Source organism: Corynebacterium sp. NML140438 (genome assembly GCF_001875725.1).
GTDB lineage: Bacteria > Actinomycetota > Actinomycetes > Mycobacteriales > Mycobacteriaceae > Corynebacterium.
In genome coordinates, this window is the sequence record NZ_MLCQ01000017.1 from 365,288 (window position 1) to 385,597 (window position 20,310).

A 20,310-nucleotide genomic window follows, 5' to 3' on the forward strand; every position below is an offset into this window, starting at 1 on the left:
GAACGTGTGCTTCGGAATGCTTTCGGAAGGGGTTCCGGACCATCGCTTAGCTCTCCTTCTCAGTAGGTGCCGAGGACTTCGGCGCCGCAGAGGATGTCGCCGGGGTGGTTGCAGCTGTGCTGCTCGTCGGCTTCTTCTCCTTTGCGTTCCTGACCTGCTCGGGATCAAAGTTGTCGTCGTTGACCTTGACGGTAGTGCCGACTTTGTCCTTGAAATTCTCAGGCCAGTTAATCACGATGTCGCCAGGCTTGAGCTCGCCTCCCGTGACGGCAACGTCGACGTCGTTCTTCGCGCCGGTCTTGACAGTGCGCTCTTCTACGACGCCGCTGGTGTCGCCAGGGTTCTCGGTTGCCAGCACCAAGACCTTGTTCTCGTCGTAGACGGCGTCGCGGGGAATGTTAATGGAGTTCTTCGCCTCTTCAGTGATGATTTCCGCACGAACGCTGCCGCCCAGCAGCAGGCCTTCCTTGTCGCCGGTGACTTCGATTTCGACAGGGAACATCACCGAGGACCCGCCACCGCTGCCACCTGCGGACAGTGCGGCTGCGGCCTCTGCCCCACTACCAGCACTCGCACCTGTGGAACCGACCGGGGAAACTCGCGTGACACGTCCGGTGAACTTCTTCTTGCCAGTCGCAGTCGATGTGAACTCAACGCGGTTGTCTTGCTTGATCGCCGGGACGTCGGCCTCGCGCACACTCGCGCGGATCAGCAGCCGGGAGTCATCGGCAATGCCGAGCACCCGACCCTGCGGAATATCGCCGACCTGCACGTCAACGTTGGTAACTACTCCCGCCATCGGGGCGTTGATCGTCGCTTCCTGCACCTGGAGCTGCAGCGTGCCGTCGTCGTCAGCGGCAGAGGCGTTCTCCGCGGCACGCCACGCGGAGTCTACTTGTGCTTGCAACTGCTGGCGCTCCTGCCCGGCCTGAGCCTTGGCGGCCTGCAGCGCGGCTTGCGATTCCTGAAGGGCAGCTCGAGCCTGCTCCACGCTCAGCATTGGGACAGCACCCTGGCCACCACCCGGGACTGCACCCGGCGCGGCCGGCGCTGCAGGAGGTGCCGTGCGGATACCGTGGCCGGAGCCACCAGGCAGACGGGAGGACAACTCGCCCGCCATCTTCTGAACGTGGGCCGCGATCTTCGGCGAAGCGATCATCCGCGGGCCGCCCTGGGCGGCAAGTGCAGCATCAAGCGCTGCCTGCGCCTGATCCACCTGCGCTTGCGCCTGCGCCACGGCCGGGTTAGATCCGTTAGCCATGGCCTGGTCGTACGCGTTGAGCTGACTCTTAGCTTGCTCAACGCCCTGCATCGCTTCTGCCTGGGCGCTCGCCTGCTGCTTTTCCTGCTTCGCAAGTTGGCGCTGCAGCGCGTCGGTGTTCATCTGCACCAGGAACTGATCTTTTGCAACGCGGTCGCCGGGCTGGACCGCAAGGCGCTCCACCTCGGACTGCAGCGGGGTCGTGATGCTGACAGAGCGAATCGGCGCGATGTTACCGTTGACCACAATGCTGTTGGTGAGGTTTTCCTCTGCAGCAATCGTGTAATCTCCGGCGAGCAAACCATCGTGCCCACCGTCTTCACCACCGCCAATAGCGCCGCACGAGGCTGCAAATAACGCTGCAGTTGTAGCCAGCGTGACACCCACAATTCGCGTTTTCGAAAACCGTTGACGCTGTGGGCTTCGGGCGTTGACTCCAGGGTCGGAAACCAATGTCTCTCCTCGTGTTGTTTTCCGCGCATCATTTGGGTGCGCGTATAGGTGCAATCCTGGAAAACTATACACGTCCACTCTGTGCGTCTATGAAACTTACGGGCCGGATTGCGAATGCTCCCCACACCGCGTCAGCTGGCAAAACCTCCACAGCAAACACATCGTTCACATCATTCACATCAGCCAAATGCGCAACAGTGTCGTAGACGACTGCACCATCGATACTCGACGCGACTCCTTGGAAAACTCCTGCGCGCGACTTCGCCGGCGCGGGCTCCCCAACCGGAGTTGCACCCCCGTCGGTAATCACGGCGTTCACGCGCCCAATCGGGCGCAGTACTGCGTCTGCTTCTAGTGGGTTCAAAGGATGGCCAAACGATACAAGCGCAAAGTGCGCCTGCCCGCCTTCTTGCGACGCTTCCTCAAGGCTCTGCCGCGCACGCGCCGCGTACTCCGGCGCAGTCTCGCCTTGTTCAGTCCCCAGAGCGTCCCCTTGCAGCACTGGCTGCGCCGGTGGATTATTGACGCCAACAAGGTAGCAGCCGCCGTAAAGGACAGCGCCAGCGAGCAGCACCGCGATTGCGGCCCGGAATCCCTGCGCCGAGCTAGCCACGGTTTGCGGATCGCAGCATATCCACCGCGTGCTGCAGGTCGTCCGGGTAGGAGGATTCCACCGTCATCGGTTTCCCAGTGCTTGGGTGGTCAAAGGTCAAGCTGGTCGCGTGCAACCATTGGCGGTTCAGCTCAAGCTTCGCGGCCAAATTCGGGTCGCACCCGTACATCGGGTCGCCGACGCACGGGTGCCCGACAGAAGACATGTGGACACGAATCTGGTGCGTACGGCCGGTCTCCAGGTGTACTTCGAGCAGGCTCGCTTGGCGAAACGCCTCGAGCACCTCGTAATGTGTGATGCTCTGGCGCCCATCCGCTGTGACGGCGAACTTCCACCCAGCTGAGGGGTGGCGGCCAATCGGTGCGTCAATCGTGCCGACAATCGGGTCCGGGAGCCCCTGCACTACGGCGTGGTACGTCTTATGGACCGTTCTCTCCTTGAACGCGCGCTTGAGCACCGAATAGCCCCGTACGCTATTGGCAATCACCATCACACCGGACGTCCCGACGTCCAAGCGCTGCACAATTCCTTTACGCTCCGGGGGACCGGCGTCGGGCAACGTAAAGCCCATCGCCTGTAATCCGCCGACCACAGTGGGCCCCTCCCAACCCAGTGTTGGGTGGGCAGCAACGCCTACCGGTTTATCCACGGCGATGACGTCCGCATCCTGGTAAATCACCTTGAGGCCGTCAACGTGTTCAGCAACCGGTTCCGGCGCGCGTTTCGGTGGTGGCAGCGTCGCCTCCAGCATGGAGCCGGCGGTAACACGGTCGGATTTCTGTACTGGGGAGGCGTCGATAAGCACACTGCCGTCGGCGATCATCCCTGCCGCAACGCTGCGGGAGACCCCAAACAGCTTCGCGATGGCAGCATCGACGCGCATCCCGGACAGCCCTTCAGGCACCGGAAGCGCACGAAACCCCGTACTCACGACCGCGCCTCCTTTGCAAACATCGAGATGACGACGACGGCTACCCCGATGGTGATGGCGGCGTCGGCAAGGTTGAACACTGCAAACGAGCCGATGGAGATGTAGTCAACGACATGGCCGAACCAAAAACTTGGCTCGCGTGCAAGCCTATCGATGAGATTGCCGAGCGCCCCACCCGCAATCAGCGCCACCCCGAGTGTCTCCCACCTACCAGCAAGGCGTGGGGCGTAGATCAACGCACCGACAACGAACGCAAGCTGGATAGTTGTAAACAACCAGGTGGAATTCTGTCCCATCGAAAACGCGGCACCGGGATTAAACAACAAATACAAACGCGCCCAATCGCCGATGACCGGGACAGGCACTCCGGGCGTCAACGATGCCACCATGATCTGCTTGACTATTTGATCCGCTGCGGCGACCGCGATCATTACGCCAACAACGACCCCGAGCGACCGGCGCTTCGCTGTCGCCTCACCGCTCGGGCGTGATTCCTTCGTATTACCCATCGCAGCTAACTGTAGTATGCAAATGCTGTAGCTTGTGAAGTTGTGTTGTACTCCGCTCATCTCAAACGCTCACTGTTTGTCCCCCTCGCGATCACCGGCGTGGCTCTCGCGCTGACTGCGTGCGGCGCCGATGAACCGGATCCTTTCGCTGAGATCCCCGAGTTTGCCGTCGAGGCGCCCGTCGTCCAAGTGCTTTCGCAAGGGCAGAACCCGCAGGAATGGGAGTACACCTCGGACGATTCCGCACCTACCGAAGATGCCAAGCCGCAGCGGGTGTCGCTATCGCGGGCGATTGAACAACGCCCCGGCGCGGAGGACGGCTCGGAGCCCGTCGTCGCGCGTGAGCACGAGCGCGCCACAGTCACGTTTGCCTTATCGACGCACACCTCCGGTGGCAGCGGCAACGATGCCCCACGCCAGGTCGACATGGTCGCACAAAGCATCGAGCACTCGAACTTGGAGATGCGCAACCGTTTGGCCTCGAACGAGGGCTTCCAGATGCGCTGGCACACCGACCCCCAGGGCGCCATCTCCGCAGTGCAGCTGCTTCCCACCGTGGATTCCGATGAGGAAGGCCGCGCCATCGCGGAGCGAAACCTGCTCGAGCTCATGTCGTGGCAGGTCATCCTTCCAGAAGAGCCGGTCGGCGTCGGAGGAACGTGGAAGGTCGAGCAACGCGACGTCGGCTCCTCGGACATGCTAAGGACCACCACGTACACGCTCGAATCAGCGCAGGACACAACGCTCAAGCTGAAAGTAGATGTGCAGGAGCGCCCGTTGAAGCGCTCCATCACGATTGATAACGAGGTCGCCGGTGCCCTCGACGGGACGACCTTGCACGTCGTGAGCACCACAACGTACTCCGAGGGCACACTGACGGTGGACCTGCATTCACCGCTTCCTGTAGGTGGCTCCGTGCTCACAGCAACTCGACTTGTCTACGGCAGTGACGACGCCGATACCCGTGTGGCCCAAGACTCCACCAGCATTGTGGACTATAACGTATAAGAGACGCCCACATTTGATGACGAGGAACATCCCATGACTGCCCCACTTCATATTGGCCTTGACGGCATATCGTTTTCGTATCCGGGCGGACACCGCGTCCTTACCGACATTTCTTTCGCGGTGCCATCCGGTTCTGTGACCGGTCTCATTGGTGAGAACGGCGCAGGCAAATCGACACTGCTCGGCATCATCTCTGGTGAGCTGAAGCCCGACGCAGGTGTGCTCATCACTCCGCCGATCACAGGCTTCATCCCGCAAGAAACATCGCTGCCGTTCAGTGAACCTGCCCAATCACTTATCGACGAAGCCGTCAAGGAACTTCGCGCAGTCGAGGAAGACATCTCAACCTTTGCGCAGCGCATGGTCGACAACCCAGATGACCAGGAAGCTGCCGAGGCATACGACCGGGCGCTGTCCCGCGCGGAAAACTCCGGCGTGTGGGAACTGGATGCGCGCATCGCTACCGTCCTTGCCGGCTTGGGTCTTGCGAACGTCGACCTAGCCACCCCGCTGGGCGAGATGTCCGGCGGGCAGCGCCGCCGCTTCGCGCTGGCCACGCTGCTCCTGCACCCGGTCGACGCGATGGTGCTCGACGAGCCAACCAACCACCTCGACGACGAAGCCGTCGACTTCCTCATCGGAGAGCTCGACGCATTCAAGGGGCCGGTGCTCGCGGCATCGCACGACCGCTACTTCCTCGATACCGCCTGTGACGGCATCGTCGACCTCGACCCTGGCCTTGGCGCGGAGGGGGGCTTCGGCGAGGAGACTCGCCAGGGCACCCGCTACCGTGGCGCGTTCAGCGATTACCTCAAGGCCCGCGAGGACCGACGCCGCCGCTGGGAAAGCGACTACGCAGCGCAAGAGCACGAACGCGCCCGGCTCGAGAAGGCCGCCGAGCAAACCGGCGAGGACATCTTCCACAAGCAGGAAGCCTCCTCCGATATACGCATGGCGGCAAAGTACCAGGCAGACCGTGCAGCGAAGACGGTGGGCAACCGCAGGCGTTCGGCGTCGCAACGCCTCGAAGCGTTGGAGCGAACGGAGATTCCGGAGCCACCGGCACGGTTGCGCTTCCGTGGTCTCCCACCGCACACCGCAACCTCACTTGGGCTTCCGGCGCTGGTCACCCAGAACCTCTCCGTTCCAGACCGCCTCGCCCCACTGAGTATCAAAGTGCAACCCGGCCAGCAGCTTCTCGTCGAGGGACCTAACGGCTCCGGCAAGTCCACGCTGCTGAAAATTATCGACGGCCAGCTCCGCGACTACGAGGGCGAAATCATCATGCCGGAAGAGATGACCGTCGCGCGCCTGGAACAGGACGACTCGTGGACTGACCTCGACAAAACCGCTGCCGAAGTGTTCGCGGAGCTCACTCCAGACGGTGTGCCAGACCTCGTAGAAATGGGCCTGATGACCGAGGAGCAGGCGGCAAAGAAGCTCGACGACCTCTCGCTCGGCCAGCGTCGCCGCGTTTCACTCGGCATCATCCTGGCCTGCCCGCCGGACCTCCTACTGCTCGACGAGCCGACGAACCACCTCTCGCTCGCACTCGCCGAAGAGCTCGAGCACGCTCTCCTCGAGTTCGAGGGCACCGTCATCATCACCAGCCACGACCGCTGGGTGCGCCGCCAGTGGCACGAGCGCCAGGCCAAGAAAGACGCGCGCGCCAGAACTCTGACTCTCGCCACTCTATGGACGGAGGAGCTCTGGCGCGCGGATAAGCAGTAGCTTAGAGGTTTGGTGCCTGCTGGTAATCTCCCGCAGGCTGCTCACCTGGCTGCTCCTCAGCCGGTGCAGCCGGCTGCGGAGCCGAGCTCATGCACATCTCTGGCACCTGCTCTGGTGGCAGCGTGTTGTTGATCAGGGTGCACGCCCACACCTGGGAAAGCTTCCACACGCCGTCTTCAAACACAAACTCGACGTCTTCTGCCAGCTGTGGCTGGGAGTCAGGACGGGTGAAGCTGACCGTTGCCAACACGGTATCCGGGGTGTAGCCCGGAAGCACAGGCGGCACGACCTGGAAGTTCGCGCCGGACTCCTCCTGGGACTGCGCCATTACGTCGAACAGTTCAGGGACGTTTTCTCCGCCCTGGACCGTGTTCACGCGCTCCTCAATCGGCAGGCTTGCATCGGTTGCACGCATCAGCACTGCGTTGAGTTCTTCAGCGGTGGGCTGCTGCGCTGCAGGAGCGACGGACTCGCTGGTGGCCTGCGTCGCAGTGGTCGCGGTGGTGTCCTGGTCGTTGTCGCCAGAGCATGCGCTCAGGCCAAGACCGAGGCCGAGTGCTGCAGCGACAGCTACGATCGGTGCTGCTTTCACGATTTCTCCTTGAAGCATTGTCTTCAGCGGCTCACGGTCGCAGTTTGCGCGCCAACACCGCTCTAACCTTGCCAACGTTACCGGCGTTTCCACCTTGGCACCAATACGCCACTCTGGCACGCTGTAGATTATGGAACCTTTCGTACTGCTCATCGCCACAGGCGGTACCATCGCATGCACCGCGAACGCCGACGGCGCGCTCGTGCCCACCCTCAGCGCCGAGGAACTCGTTCACTCCAGTGGCACCGCCGAGTCCGTTCGAGTACACGACGCGCTGCGCCTCGACTCCTCCGCGATCACGTTCGCTGACCTCGACAAGCTGCGCTCCCTTACTGCCAAAGCCCTGAACGACCCACAGGTCGCCGGCATCGTGATCAGCCACGGCACCGACTCAATGGCAGAGACCGCATTTGCACTCGACATCGTGCACGACGACCCCCGCCCAATCGTGCTCACCGGCGCGCAGCACGCAGCCGACCACGCGCACCCCGACGGTCCGGGGAACCTCGCAGGCGCAATCGCCGCCGCTGCGGATCCGCTTCGCCGCAACAACGGCGTGCTCCTCCACTTCGGTGGCGCAACCCTGCCCGCCCGCGGCCTGCTCAAGCGTGATACACACGCTCTCGACGCGTTCGCGCTCAGCAGCGCGCGTCCACTCCCCCGTCCCGCAGCGCTTCGCCCCGCACCCTTGGCAGATCTTCGCATTCCGATCCTGCGCGCCTGGCCCGGCGCGGACGGCAACATTGTCGACGCGGTTGCCGACACACACCCGGACGGCATCGTGGTCGAGGCGCTCGGCTCCGGCAACGTCGGTCCCGGCATGGGCGCAGCGATCTCTCGCGCGCTCGGCGACGGCATCCCTGTTGTGGTCACGAGCTCCGTGCCCTACGGCGAGGTCACATTCGCGTATGGCGGCGCGGGTGGTGGCGCGACGCTTGGCGCCCAAGGTGCGATCGCTGCCGGTTTCCTACGCGCTGGCCAGGCGCGCATCGCGCTCGCGACGGCGCTGGCCAACGGCGTGGATCCGGCGTCAGTGTTCTGAGTCGAGCCAGTCCTGCCACGCGAGTGAGTCCACTGGGTCGCCCGGCTGGAGCTTGGGGTCGTCGATACGCAGTGTGCGCATTTTGCCCGGGCCTGTAGCCCGCGTTTCAAAACGCACACTGACCCAACCTTTGCCCGCTCCCTGGACCCAACCATGGCCATACTCTTCGTGGTAAACGTCCTGGGTCGCGCGCCACACGCCGCTGGTGGGGCCGTCGTACAGCTCTACTGCGATATCGCTGCTGGCCACGTGGTCGCTGACCCCCGACTCGTAATCACTATCAGCGGGGACAGGGCGGACAATTTCCTGGTCCAGCTCTGGAAAGAGTACGTCCTGCAGCGCGTCCTCTAACCCCGAATAGGACACACCCACGAGTCGGATCGGGCCGACCTCGTCCGGGTAGCGAACGATGCGGAACGCCGTCGCGCGCAGCGTTTCGGCATCGTCGGTGGCGTACGGCAGCGTCGCAGACCGCGACTCGATGCGGAAATCCGCCATCCGTAGCTTCACGGTCACGGTGCGCGCTCCACGCCCATCTTTCAGCAACCGGCGGTGCGACTCCTCCGCGGCGCGCTCCACCGCCGCATCGACTTCAGCCACGGTAGTCAGATCGTGCGGAAAGGTGTGCTCAGAGGAAATCTGCTTTGCCACGGCGCGCGGCGCAACCGGGCGGTCATCGTGCCCGCGCGCCAGCTGCCACAACTGCTTCGCGACGACCCCTCCGAGTGCAATATCGACTTCCTTTTCGCTCAACGCCGCGAAGTCCCCAATCGTCTCAATCCCGGCCTGCGCAAGCTTCGCCTCCGTGACCGGCCCAACACCCCACAGCTCATTGACGTTCAACGGGTGCAGCAGCGCTTCCTGCTGCTCATGCGGCAAAATGTATATCCCGTCAGGCTTCGCTAGCCCAGAGCCGATCTTCGCGTATTGCTTGCCGCTTCCCGCCCCGATCGAGCTCGGCAGTCCGGTCTCCTCTTTGATCTGAGCCCGCAACTCCTCGGCCCATTCCAGGACCGTCTCCGGGTCCGCGCCCACGAGCTCCTCGGGTTCCATGAACGCCTCATCGATGGAGAGCTGCTCCACGACACTGACGTTGCGCTCGATAATTTCAAACACTCGTTGCGACGCCACCTTGTACACCGGGCGTCGCGGGGCAACGAGGACCGCACGTGGACCGACCAGCTTCGCCGCCTGGTGGGTCGGCATTGCGGAGCGAGCCCCGTACTTGCGGGCTTCGTAGCTTGCGCCCGCGACAACGCCCCGTCCGCTGACACCAGCAACAAGGACGGGGCGTCCGCGCAGCGTTGGGCGTGTGAGCTGCTCGCAGGAGGCGTAGAACGCATCCATGTCAATGTGCAGGACCCAACGCTTCATCGCGGACCTACTGTTTTGCAATCGCCGCGCTCACGCCTTCATGCACCGTGTGTGCGTCGCCGTCGAGCGTCTCGACGATATCGAAGGACGTCGCCAGCGTCTCATGGGCAATGTGCTCAGCGTGGCGCTGCGCCCACTCGACCTTGTCGGCAGGAACGCACAGCTTCACCGCGATGCGGTCGGAAACCTCGTAGCCTTCCTGCTTGCGTGCATCCTGCAAACCACGAATGACGTCGGCGGCCCAGCCCTCGGCCTCGAGCTCCTCAGTCAGTTCCGTGTCAAGCACAACCAGTCCAACGACGTCATCGTTCGCATCGACGCGAGCGGTACTCGTCGGGTCCTCCGCCACCAGGCGCTCGGTATAGAGCTCCGGAGTGAGCACGATGTCGCCGTCGACAACAACGTTTTCGCCCTCGCGGACGTAGTTGCCAGCCTTGACGTTCTTGATGGCGCGCTGCACGTCACGGCCCAGCTTCGGACCCGCAACCTTCGCGTTCACGACAACCTCGAAAGAACCAACCGAGTCAACGTCGTCAGTCAGCACGACCTCCTTCACGTTGACCTCATCCTTAATGACGGATGCAAAGTCCTTCAGCTGCTCCGAACCCGCCAACGCCACGGTGAGCTTCGGCAGCGGCAGGCGGTTACGCAGCTTCTTCGACTTACGCACCGACGACGCCGACGAGCACACTGCGCGGGTAGCATCCATCGCGCTGACCAGCGCAGGATCCGCCGGGATCGCGTCCGCGGACGGGAAGTCCGCAAGGTGCACCGAGCGGCCGCCGGTCAGGCCACGCCAAATGACCTCACTGATGTACGGCAGGAGTGGCGCCGTCACACGGGTCAGGATCTCCAGCACCGTGTACAGCGTGTCGAACGCCTCCGGGTGCTCCTCCTGGCCCGCCCAGAAACGGTCGCGCGAGCGGCGCACGTACCAGTTCGTCAGGGAGTCCGCGAACCGGCGAACCTCGTCGCACGCATCCGCAATGCGGGTATCGTCAAGCGCCGACTTCACCGCGGCCACAAGGTCATGCGTCTTCGCAAGGATGTAGCGGTCCAGCACATCCTGCGAATCCATGCTGAACTTCGCCTCCTCGGAGGAGTACAGCTGCAGGAACGTGTACGCGTTCCAGATCGGCAGCAGCGCATGGCGCACGCCCTCGCGGATGCCCTGCTCCGTCACGATGAGATTGCCGCCGCGCAGGATTGGCGAGGACATCAGGAACCACCGCATCGCGTCAGAACCATCGCGGTCAAAGACCTCGTTGACGTTCGGGTAGTTACCTTTCGACTTCGACATCTTCAAACCGTCGTTGCCCAGCACGATGCCGTGCGCAACGACCTTCTTGTACGCCGGGCGGTCGAAGAGTGCCGTCGCCAAGACATGCTGCACGTAGAACCAACCGCGCGACTGGCCCGAGTACTCGACGATGAAGTCCGCAGGCTGACGAGCGTCGTGCTCCTCGACGTTCTCAAACGGGTAGTGGTATTGCGCGAACGGCATCGAACCAGAGTCAAACCAGCAGTCCAACACGTCCGGTACGCGGCGCATCATCGACTTCCCGGTCGGATCATCCGGGTTCGGGCGCACCAGCTCATCAATATCTGGACGGTGCAGCGACTTCGGACGAACACCGAAGTCCTTCTCTAGCTCATCGAGTGAACCGTACACGTCCACGCGCGGGTACTCCGGGTTATCCGACACCCACGCCGGCACCGGGGAACCCCAGTATCGAGTACGCGAGATGTTCCAGTCACGCGCGCCCTCCAACCACTTGCCAAACTGGCCGTCACGGATGTGAGACGGGATCCAGTCGATCTGCTGGTTCAGTTCCACCATGCGGTCGCGGAACTCGGTGACCTTCACAAACCATGCCGGCAGCGCCATGTAGATCAGCGGCTCGCCCGAGCGCCACGAGTGCGGGTAGGAGTGCACGATCGTCTGGTCACGAACAACGCGCTGCTTGGCACGCAGGTCGCGGATGATGTCGCGGTTCGCGTCAAAGACCAGCTTGCCCTCGTACTCCGGCACCAGCGAGGTGAACTTACCGTCAGCATCCACCGGGATCACCAAATCGATGCCGTAGTCCTGGCAGGTGTACATATCGTCTTCACCGAATGCAGGCGCCTGGTGGACAACGCCAGTACCGTCCTCGGTGGTGACGTACTCCGCGTTGAGCACCATGAACGCATTTTCCTGATCGCGGAAGTAGTCGAAGACCGGCTCGTATTCCAGGCCCTCAAGCTCGGAGCCCTTGAACGTAGCAACGACCTCGCGATCCTCTCCCAATTCCTTCGCGTACGCCCCGATGAGCTCAGTGGCCAGCAGCAACTTCTTGCCGACGATAGCTTCCTCACCATCTGAGCCCACACGAACCAGCGAGTACTCAACCTCCGGGTGGACCGCAAGCGCCAAGTTCGATGGCAACGTCCACGGCGTGGTGGTCCAGGCGATCGCAGCTGCGTCGTGCAGTTCAGGATGCTGCTTCCACGTCTCCGCGGCCGCAAACCCCTCGCGCCCACCGGTAAACGGCATGGTCACTGTCACCGTCGGGTCCTGGCGGTCGCGGTAGGAATCATCCAGGCGCGTCTCCTGGTTCGACAGCGGCGTGTGCTCCGCCCACGAGTACGGCAGCACGCGGAAGCCCTGGTAGATCAGGCCCTTGTCATACAGCGTCTTGAATGCCCAGATGACGGACTCCATGTACGGGAGCTCCATCGTCTTGTAGCCGTTGTCAAAATCAACCCAACGAGCCTGGCGAGTTACGTACTCTTTCCACTCGTCGGCGTAGTGCATCACGGACTTTGCGCAGTACTGGTTGAACTGAGCCAGGCCCATGTTCTCAATCTCGGCCTTATCCTTGATGCCGAGCTGCTTCTCCGCCTCAAGCTCAGCAGGCAGACCGTGGCAATCCCAGCCGAACACGCGAGGCACGTAGTATCCGGCCATCGTACGGTAACGCGGAACAATGTCCTTTACATAGCCCGTCAGCAAGTGGCCGTAGTGCGGCAGACCGTTTGCGAACGGAGGGCCGTCGTTAAACACATATTCTTCGCAGTCTTCGCGCTGCTTCAGCGATGCCTGGAACGTATCATCCTCGTTCCAGTACTTCAGTACCTGCTCCTCCATCTTCGGAAAAGCAGTACTTCCCCCGGTCAGATCTACCTTCGGGTAGACACTTCCGACCTTGCTCATCTCGGTCTCTCCTTCACACACAATGCTGTCCAAATCACAGGGACGCAACGAACAACGCCACGCGGTACCACCCTGCTTGAAGCCCACCCAGAGGCGAACTTCCGCTTCATTTGCGGTGAAAGAAATAACGCTTCCTAATTACGTCCGGTTCTAATGAGCAGTTGCGCAATGCGGCGCCACAGCCGTTCTTCCGGAAACGCTCCCCGATGATGGTCGGATCATCACGTGCCCCTCCCCACCACCTGGCGGGGTAAGCAGCAGGTCTTATTCTAGCCCCACGTCTGCCCGAAAAAGCAACAACCACCATTCACCGTGGTGAATGGTGGTTGAAGTTCGAAAGAAACTACTTGTTGCCGGCGTCGCCACTCGGGGCAGACGTACCGCGAGTCTCCAGTTCTTCCAGCTGCGACTCGAGCAGCGTACGCAGACGCGTACGGTACTCACGCTCGAAGGTACGGAGCTCCGCAATGCGGTTCTCAAGAGCTGTCTGCTGCTGCTTCACCGTGTTCATGATCTCGGTGTGCTTACGCTCGGCTTCGGTGCGCAGCTTGGTTGCCTGCTCCTCAGCCTGACGGATCTGTGCCTCAGCGCGCGAGTTGGCCTCGTTCGTGGTCTCCTCAGCCTTCTTCTCGGCATCCGCCACGAGCTGCTGTGCACGAGCCTCAGCCGACTGCTTCGTCTCTGCAGCCTGACGCTCAGCAGCCTGAATCTGCTCACGGGAGTGGGTCTCAGCTTCGGACAGCTGCTTCTTCGAACGAGCCTCAGCATCTGCGAGCTGACGCTCCGCGGAACCACGGGCCTCGTCGAGCATCGAGCGAGCCTCTGCCTGCGCGTCGTTGGTGAGGCGGTCTGCCATCTCCTGCGCAAGGCCCAATACCTTGGCTGCCTGCATATGCGTATCTGCAGAAGCAGAGTTCTGGTCGACAGCTGCGGCCTGCTGCGGCGCAGCAGCCTTCGGGGCCTGCTTGGCAGCCTGCTCAGCTTCCTGACGAGCCTTCGCTGCTTCCTGCTTCGCCGCCTGAGCATCCTTCTCGGCCGCTACCTTCGCTTCCTGCGCAGCGCGAAGCTTCTGCTCATACTCGGCGCGGAGCTTCTTCTCGACGCGCTGCGCAATCTCAGCCTCGTCGACATCGCTAGATGCAGCCGCTGGTGCAACCGGAGCAGCAGATCCGCCAGCACCGAACTCTTCAACACGAGCGCGAAGATCATCGTTCTCATCTTGCAGTTGCGCAAGCGTGTCCTCTACGAGGTCAAGGAACTGGTCAACCTCGTCCTCGTTGTAGCCCCGCTTACCAATTGGTGGTTTGCTGAAAGCGACATTGTGCACGTCTGCTGGTGTCAGCGGCATTGGCGTTCCCTTCGATGTCGATATTGTGCCCGCACCATCACGGACACAGATTGCCTCCCACGCTACGGGAAGCGAACCCTAAAATCTAATAGTTCGTCATTCTTTTATCGATCCATAGTAACGCATGGGTTCACACGCACCAGGCATCACCGCCAGTTATACCCCTTTTCTGCCCCCGATGCCCAATACTTCATCCCAAACTTGGTGTAAATTACGGGAACGTTCATCAAAAAAGGCACCTACGTAGGTAGGTGCCTTAGAAGTGAACTGCTACAGCATGGTGACGCGAACCAGCATCTGCAGCAGCATAATGGCCACGAAAAGCACAATGACGCTGACATCGATCCCAACGCCGCCACTCATCCTCATGGGCGGAATCAGCTTGCGGAAGAACTTCACAGGCGGGTCCGTAAGCACGAACATGCCTTCCGCAATGACCATAAACCAACTCGGCGGGTCGAACTGCTTCGAGAAGGATTGCACCATCTCAACGATGATCCTGATAACCACAATCAGCGAGTACAGCCCGAGCGCGGCGTAAAGAATTGCTCCTAGTAAAGACACGCGTCACACACTACCTGTTCTTCGTGATGTTTGGCAGAGCTGGGCGTCGATTAGCGAAGACGCGCCGTGTGCTGCAGCTCAACCTCAGTCAGGCGAGCATTCTCCGGAACGATCGCGAAGACGCGACGGCGGGTCTCAATGCCTCGGCTCAGGTTATACATGTTGCCGCGCAGTGCGAAGCACAGACCTGCGGCGAAGTCGACAATGCGCTTCGCATCGTGAGCGTCCAGATCAGTCAGCTCCATGATCACGGCGTCGCCGTCGCGGAACGGTTCGCCGATATCCTTCGCGTCGTTGTAGTTGCGAGGAGCGGTGGACACAACCTGCGGAGTGTAGGACTTCGGTGCACGTTCAGCGAAGTCGCGAGTAGCCGAGGAACGGTACCGCTCTTCCCCGCCATACTCAGATGTACGCGACGGCCTTGCCGTGTCTTCGCGGCGATTCTCGCGCTCGTCGTACTGCACTTCGTCGAAGTATGGGTCATCTTCGTTGAACGGGCCAAGACCGAAAAATTCTTTCGCGCTGCCGAAAAAAGACATCTAGGTGCTCCTCGTGTGTTGCCTGTGCTGACGGGCAGAAATTACTCGTATGTAATTCCAGATTAGGGCTTTAGCCTACGGGTCTCGGCCCCATTACAGCCGTTCCGACACGCACCACATCTGAGCCGTGCGCAATCGCTTCCTCAAAATCCGCAGACATCCCCGCGGAGAAGCGCAATGCGCGCCCGAGCTGCGTCGCGTAGGTATCGCGAAGCTCGCGGACCTTGTCGAATACCGCGCCCGCATCTGCGTCTAACGGCGGAACAACCATGAAGCCATCGAAGTGCAGGTGCTCGACTTCCTCGAGCGCGTCTACCAACTCGGGGATATTGCCCACTGCAATGCCACCGCGGCTCTCGTCGCCATCGGCGGACACCTGGACGAGGCATGGGAGTACCTCGGACGTCCGGTCCCGACGCTCCAGCGCGAGTGCCATTCCCCGCTCAAGACCCTTCGCAAGCTTCAGCGAGTCAAGCGAGTGCACCTCGCTCGCCCACCGCGCCACGGCGTTCGCCTTCTTCGATTGGATCTGGCCAATCATCGCGATGCCACAGTCAACGCCGTGCTCCTTGAGGGTTGCCACTTTACTGCTGGCTTCCTGTTCCCGATTCTCGCCCACCAGCCGAATGCCCTCCGAGGCGAGCACCTCGATCGACGAACAGGGGTGAAACTTCGTCACCGGGAGCAACGCCACACTGCCAGGCTCCCGCCCTGCCGCGTGCTCGGCTGCACGAATCCGTTCTTGCACCTTCGCGAGGTTGCTTGCAATATCAGTTGTGCTCATTTACTTCACTCCAGTTAGCCAAATGACGCCGGCCTGGCGCCCAGTAGTCGATTCTCTCCGGTACGAAAAGAAGTCCTCGTCCGCGATGGTGTCGCGCGGGTCAACATCGATACGCTGGACGCCCAACTCGCTGAGCTGGCGTCGAATTCCAGCACGAATGTCCAGCCCAGTGGTGCCAGCCTGCGTGGTCGTCCTGGACCCTGGCAGCTTGCGTTCCACATCTGCCGCCATGTCTGCTGGCACTTCATAGGACGCGCCAGCCGCCGCCGGGCCGAGCAGCGCCTGAATCTGTGAGGGCTTGGCGCCCAGCTCACACATCTTCTCGACGGTCTTACGCACGATACCGTTGCGCGCCCCGAGACGCCCAGCATGTACAGCTGCAACTACCCCGGCGACCGAATCGGCCAGCAATACCGGCGTGCAGTCTGCGACGAGCACGCACAGTGCAAGGTTCGGGGTCGTCGTCACGATGGCGTCCGTGGCCTCGACAGGCTCAGGCTGCGGCCCGTCCACCACTGTCACCGTTGGGGTGTGGAGCTGCTCCATCCAGACGAAGCGCCCCTCATCAACCCCAAGCAGCGACGCCAACCGCGCGCGGTTCGCCCGCACAGCCTCCGGATCATCCCCTACATGGAGCGCCAGGTTAAACGAATCATATGGGGACGACGACGCCCCGCCCGCACGGCTCGTAAAAACCATGCGGACGGGGCGCTGTGCTACGTCGAGAAGTGAGTCAGTCATGCTCCCAGACTAACGCAAGAAATCAGGGACATCGACGTCGAAATCGTCGCCGCCACGGCCCTCGCGCCCACGGCGCTCGTAGGAGGACTCAGAGTCGCCGCCGGTAAAGAGACCCGAGCGGTGCGGCTCGAAACGATGACGTGCCTGGTACGAATCCTCGCGCTCCTGCTCCGTACCGCGGTCCTCAAACAGTGACCCGCGGGATGGCGACGGAGCCACGGCCTCATTTGCAGGCGCTGCGGACGCGTCTACCGGCTGCTGCGCATCGGGACGCGCATTGGCCTTCTCGTCGAAGCCTGTTGCGATAATCGTGACGCGCACCTCGTCACCGAGATTGTCGTCGATGATCGTGCCGAAGATGATGTTCGCGTCATCGTCAGCCTTTTCTTCCACGATGGATGCTGCGGCGCTGGTCTCGTTCAGGCCGAGGTCGGAGCCACCAGCAACGGAAATGAGCACGCCCTTTGCGCCCTCCATGGTGGTCTCAAGCAGTGGCGAGTTGATAGCCTGCTCCATTGCGTTCATCACGCGGTTCTCCCCGCGGGAGGAACCGACACCCATCAGGGCGGAGCCGGCGTCAGCCATGACCGAGCGTACGTCAGCGAAGTCAACGTTAATCATGCCCGGGATGGTGATCAGGTTCGTAATACCCTGAACACCGTTGTACAGCACCTCATCCGCCGCGCGGAAAGCGTCCATCATCGACAGGTCCGAATCGCCCAACTGCAGCAGGCGATCATTCGGAATGACGATGACGGTGTCACACACTTCCTTCAGATTCGCGATGCCTTCAAGCGCCTGACGGGTACGGCGCTTACCCTCGAACGTAAACGGACGGGTCACGACGCCAATGGTCAGCGCGCCCATCTTCTTCGCAATACCAGCAACGACAGGTGCAGCACCGGTGCCCGTGCCGCCGCCCTCGCCAGCGGTCACGAAGACCATGTCCGAGCCCTTGAGGGACTCTTCGATTTCCTGCTTATGGTCCTCAGCGGAGGTCCGGCCAACCTCAGGGTTCGCGCCGGCGCCAAGTCCGCGAGTCGCCTCACGCCCAATGTCGAGCTTCGTGTCTGCATCAGTGAAGAGCAGTGCCTGCGAGTCCGTGTTGATCGCAACGAACTCCACGCCTTTCAGGCCCTCTTCGATCATGCGGTTGACAGCGTTAACGCCACCGCCGCCGACACCGACGACTCGGATCATGGCGAGGTAGTTTGCGGGAGAGGTCATTGGTAGTGTCTCGCCTTTCAAAACTTCTTAGAACTTCAACAATTTCGGTAACGCATCCCATCATGGGCGAAAACGCGAAAAAATTTATTGTTTCCCTCGGCGTGTCTCGACCCTAAACCTTTACTTTAGGGTTTTGACCTGGGGTTTTACTGCGCTACCGCGCAGTGATCAGCTCCGGATTCGAAATATTAAACTCGGTGCCTTCCCGTTGCAGCACGGTTTCAAACGCCAACGACTTATTGGCATTATCTTCGGAAGCGCCCCACACCACCCTGCGGTTGTCGTGCAGCCGCAGCACAAACGAGTACGGGCCCTTCGTTTCCAAGGCGGCAACCTGCGCACGCGCACCGTTGCTTAGCGACGCCGCAATTGCCACAGCGTCCCGCATCTGGTCCTTGTTCTCGACATCGACGCCTACAAGCTCCATCGCCCCAACGGGAGGCTCCGCGATCAGGAAGTCCTTGCCCTCGGTATCGATCAGGTGCGCACCATCGGGCTGTTGCAGGTATGCGACGGCAACTCGCTCTTTCAGGTCGACCCGCACGGTGCTCGGCCAGTCGCGGTGCACCGTGACGACGTCCACCCAAGGATCCTGGACGATATTCTCAGCGGCACGACGCACCTTAACCAAGCCCATTGGCGTGCCCAGCTCGATATCCGACTGGGCCTGTACCGCCTCAGGAGTGAGCACGCTGTTACCGTCCACCACCACGCCCTTAACTGGCATCAGCGGTGTGAACGGTAGCGCGATTCCGAACACAGCGAGGCCCGCAATAACCGCGCCCGCAATGGCGAACCGGCGCTTGCGCTTGCTCTTACCACGCGTTTCCGAATCTTCATCCCCGAACTCGTCGAGCTGCTCAGTGTCGAGGCGCTCGGTCTCGAAGGCTTCTTGTTCGGTCACGCTACGCCTCCGTTTGTCGCAGTTGCGCGAGAATCTCGTCTGCGAGCATCGTCACCGACCCTGCGCCCATCGTCAGGATGACGTCCCCAGGACGAACCATCGATGCCAGAGTTACCGGGACAGCCAGGAAGTTCGGCTCTAGCACGACCGGAACCGAACTGTCCATCTTGTCGGTGATAAGCCTGCTGGTCACACCTTCAACCGGGGCTTCGCGGGCACCGAAGATGTCTAGCACCATGACCACGTCCGCGAGCGAGAGGGCGTCGGCAAACTCCTGTGCAAAGTTCTGCGTCCGCGAATACAGGTGCGGCTGGAAGCACACGACGACGCGCGCACCCTTGTCCTCAGATTCAACCTTCTCGCGTGCAGCCGTCAACACAGCAGTGACCTCTGTTGGGTGGTGCGCGTAATCGTCGTACACGCGGGTTCCCGCAAACGGCCCTTCCTCTACAGCGCCTTTGAACTCGAAGCGGCGGCGAACCCCAGAAAACCCACTGAGACCTGCAGCGATCTTCTCTGGATCTGCGCCCGCCAGCGTCGAAGAGAGCAGCGCAGCCAGGGAGTTGAGCACCATGTGGCGCCCAGGGATCGAAAGTCGATAGGTGTAATCGGTGGTTTCACCGCCGGTGTTCAGGCGGGCGCGGACGTCGACGTAGGAGCCATCGATGTACTCTTCAACAACCACGGCTCCCGCCGGGATGTCTGGGTGCGCCGCAGCAGCCTCCTCCGTGCCGTAGCCAACGACGTTGACGCCGCGCTGCAGGGCTCGTTCGCCGCACGCGGCAGCGTGCTCGTCATCCATGCAGACAACGAGGAAGCCCCCTGGTTGTACGCGGTCAGCGAAATCGTCAAACACCTTGAAGTACGCTTCGTCCGTTCCGAAGTAATCCAGGTGGTCGGGCTCGATATTGGTGATGACGGCAATGTTTGGCTTGTACCGCAGCAACGACGCATCAGACTCATCAGCCTCGGCCACAAAGATGTCGCCTGCCCCGTGGTGCGCGTTGGTACCGGCCTTATTCAGCTGGCCACCGATCGCAAACGACGGGTCCTCGCCCGCAGTCTGCAACGCAACCACGGTCATCGACGTAGTCGACGTCTTGCCGTGGGTACCTGCCAGCAGCAGCTGGGTGTAGCCCTCCATGAGCTCGCCGAGCAGGTCAGAGCGGCGAATCACAGGAATGCCCTCCGCCTTCGCGCGAACAAGTTCCGGGTTGTCCTGCGGGATCGCGGCGAAGCTGGTCACCACGACGGTCGGCAGCTGGCCAGTCAACTCAAGGTTGGCGGCGTCGTGCCCCACTGCGACGTGCGCGCCCTGCGAACGCAGCGCACGGACCGGGCGGGAGTCCTTCACATCGGACCCAGTCACGACTGCCCCACGGTCGAGCAGAATATGGGCAACGCCGCTCATACCAGCGCCACCGATACCGACTAGATGTACGCGGGAGAGGTCCACGGAACCAGACGCGGTGGTGTGTTCGGAAGACATGACG

At 61.8% G+C, this 20,310-nt stretch carries 18 protein-coding genes; 3 read left to right on the plus strand and 15 right to left on the minus strand.

Annotated features, from left to right (window positions below):
• Positions 1–46 precede the first annotated feature (46 nt).
• The 4 genes from BJP08_RS04760 to lspA all read right to left on the minus strand — a co-directional run bounded on the left by BJP08_RS04760 (position 47) and on the right by lspA (position 3,767).
• Positions 47–1,714: an efflux RND transporter periplasmic adaptor subunit gene (locus BJP08_RS04760; protein WP_071568496.1), complete on the minus strand. Its 1,668-nt coding sequence runs from the start codon at positions 1,712–1,714 to the stop codon at positions 47–49.
• A gap of 64 nt (positions 1,715–1,778) precedes the next feature.
• The gene (locus BJP08_RS04765; RefSeq protein ID WP_143110015.1) at positions 1,779–2,327 is read right to left on the minus strand and encodes a hypothetical protein; all 549 of its coding nucleotides are present in this window, start codon (positions 2,325–2,327) and stop codon (positions 1,779–1,781) included.
• Positions 2,320–3,210, minus strand: coding sequence for an RluA family pseudouridine synthase (locus BJP08_RS04770; protein ID WP_083428420.1), 891 nt, complete (start codon positions 3,208–3,210; stop codon positions 2,320–2,322). Before BJP08_RS04770 ends, BJP08_RS04765 begins: the two co-directional genes overlap by 8 nt.
• Positions 3,211–3,254: 44 nt before the next feature.
• A complete protein-coding gene (gene lspA, locus BJP08_RS04775; protein WP_071568499.1) occupies positions 3,255–3,767 on the minus strand; it encodes a signal peptidase II in 513 nt (170 codons plus the stop codon).
• 42 nt (positions 3,768–3,809) lie between these two features.
• Here lspA and BJP08_RS04780 point away from each other — a divergent pair, with 42 nt between their 5' ends.
• Together BJP08_RS04780 and BJP08_RS04785 are read left to right on the plus strand one after the other, a co-directional pair.
• On the plus strand, positions 3,810–4,775 hold the full coding sequence (locus BJP08_RS04780) for a DUF6263 family protein (protein WP_143110016.1): 966 nt from the start codon (positions 3,810–3,812) through the stop codon (positions 4,773–4,775).
• Between the two features lie 33 nt (positions 4,776–4,808).
• Positions 4,809–6,506 (plus strand): ABC-F family ATP-binding cassette domain-containing protein, encoded by a 1,698-nt coding sequence (locus tag BJP08_RS04785; RefSeq protein ID WP_071568501.1) that lies wholly within the window; start codon positions 4,809–4,811, stop codon positions 6,504–6,506.
• Position 6,507: 1 nt separating this feature from the next.
• Here BJP08_RS04785 and BJP08_RS04790 read toward each other — a convergent pair whose 3' ends face one another.
• Positions 6,508–7,098: a hypothetical protein gene (locus tag BJP08_RS04790; RefSeq protein ID WP_071568502.1), complete on the minus strand. Its 591-nt coding sequence runs from the start codon at positions 7,096–7,098 to the stop codon at positions 6,508–6,510.
• Between the two features lie 130 nt (positions 7,099–7,228).
• Here BJP08_RS04790 and BJP08_RS04795 point away from each other — a divergent pair, with 130 nt between their 5' ends.
• On the plus strand, positions 7,229–8,140 hold the full coding sequence (locus tag BJP08_RS04795; protein ID WP_071568503.1) for an asparaginase: 912 nt from the start codon (positions 7,229–7,231) through the stop codon (positions 8,138–8,140).
• Here BJP08_RS04795 and BJP08_RS04800 read toward each other — a convergent pair.
• The 10 genes from BJP08_RS04800 to murC all read right to left on the minus strand — a co-directional run bounded on the left by BJP08_RS04800 (position 8,129) and on the right by murC (position 20,306).
• A complete protein-coding gene (locus BJP08_RS04800) occupies positions 8,129–9,514 on the minus strand; it encodes a DNA polymerase IV (RefSeq protein WP_071568504.1) in 1,386 nt (461 codons plus the stop codon). The two genes, BJP08_RS04795 and BJP08_RS04800, sit on opposite strands and share 12 nt — an antisense overlap.
• Before the next feature lie 7 nt (positions 9,515–9,521).
• Positions 9,522–12,710 carry an isoleucine--tRNA ligase gene (ileS, locus tag BJP08_RS04805; protein WP_071568505.1) on the minus strand — a complete coding sequence of 1,063 codons (3,189 nt, stop codon included), beginning with the start codon at positions 12,708–12,710 and terminating at the stop codon, positions 9,522–9,524.
• Between the two features lie 343 nt (positions 12,711–13,053).
• Complete coding sequence (locus BJP08_RS04810) at positions 13,054–14,058, minus strand: DivIVA domain-containing protein (protein WP_071568506.1); 1,005 nt, start codon at positions 14,056–14,058, stop codon at positions 13,054–13,056.
• Between the two features lie 270 nt (positions 14,059–14,328).
• Positions 14,329–14,622, minus strand: coding sequence for a YggT family protein (locus BJP08_RS04815; protein WP_071566054.1), 294 nt, complete (start codon positions 14,620–14,622; stop codon positions 14,329–14,331).
• 50 nt (positions 14,623–14,672) lie between these two features.
• Positions 14,673–15,161, minus strand: a complete 489-nt coding sequence (locus tag BJP08_RS04820) for a cell division protein SepF (RefSeq protein ID WP_071566053.1) — start codon at positions 15,159–15,161, stop codon at positions 14,673–14,675.
• A 70-nt stretch (positions 15,162–15,231) separates the two neighbouring features.
• Positions 15,232–15,945 carry a YggS family pyridoxal phosphate-dependent enzyme gene (locus tag BJP08_RS04825; protein WP_071568507.1) on the minus strand — a complete coding sequence of 238 codons (714 nt, stop codon included), beginning with the start codon at positions 15,943–15,945 and terminating at the stop codon, positions 15,232–15,234.
• Complete coding sequence (pgeF, locus tag BJP08_RS04830) at positions 15,946–16,686, minus strand: peptidoglycan editing factor PgeF (RefSeq protein ID WP_071568508.1); 741 nt, start codon at positions 16,684–16,686, stop codon at positions 15,946–15,948.
• Between the two features lie 9 nt (positions 16,687–16,695).
• On the minus strand, positions 16,696–17,913 hold the full coding sequence (gene ftsZ / locus BJP08_RS04835; RefSeq protein WP_083428406.1) for a cell division protein FtsZ: 1,218 nt from the start codon (positions 17,911–17,913) through the stop codon (positions 16,696–16,698).
• 154 nt (positions 17,914–18,067) lie between these two features.
• The gene (locus BJP08_RS04840; RefSeq protein WP_083428407.1) at positions 18,068–18,817 is read right to left on the minus strand and encodes a cell division protein FtsQ/DivIB; all 750 of its coding nucleotides are present in this window, start codon (positions 18,815–18,817) and stop codon (positions 18,068–18,070) included.
• Position 18,818: 1 nt separating this feature from the next.
• Positions 18,819–20,306, minus strand: a complete 1,488-nt coding sequence (gene murC / locus BJP08_RS04845; protein WP_071568510.1) for a UDP-N-acetylmuramate--L-alanine ligase — start codon at positions 20,304–20,306, stop codon at positions 18,819–18,821.
• Positions 20,307–20,310 lie beyond the last annotated feature (4 nt).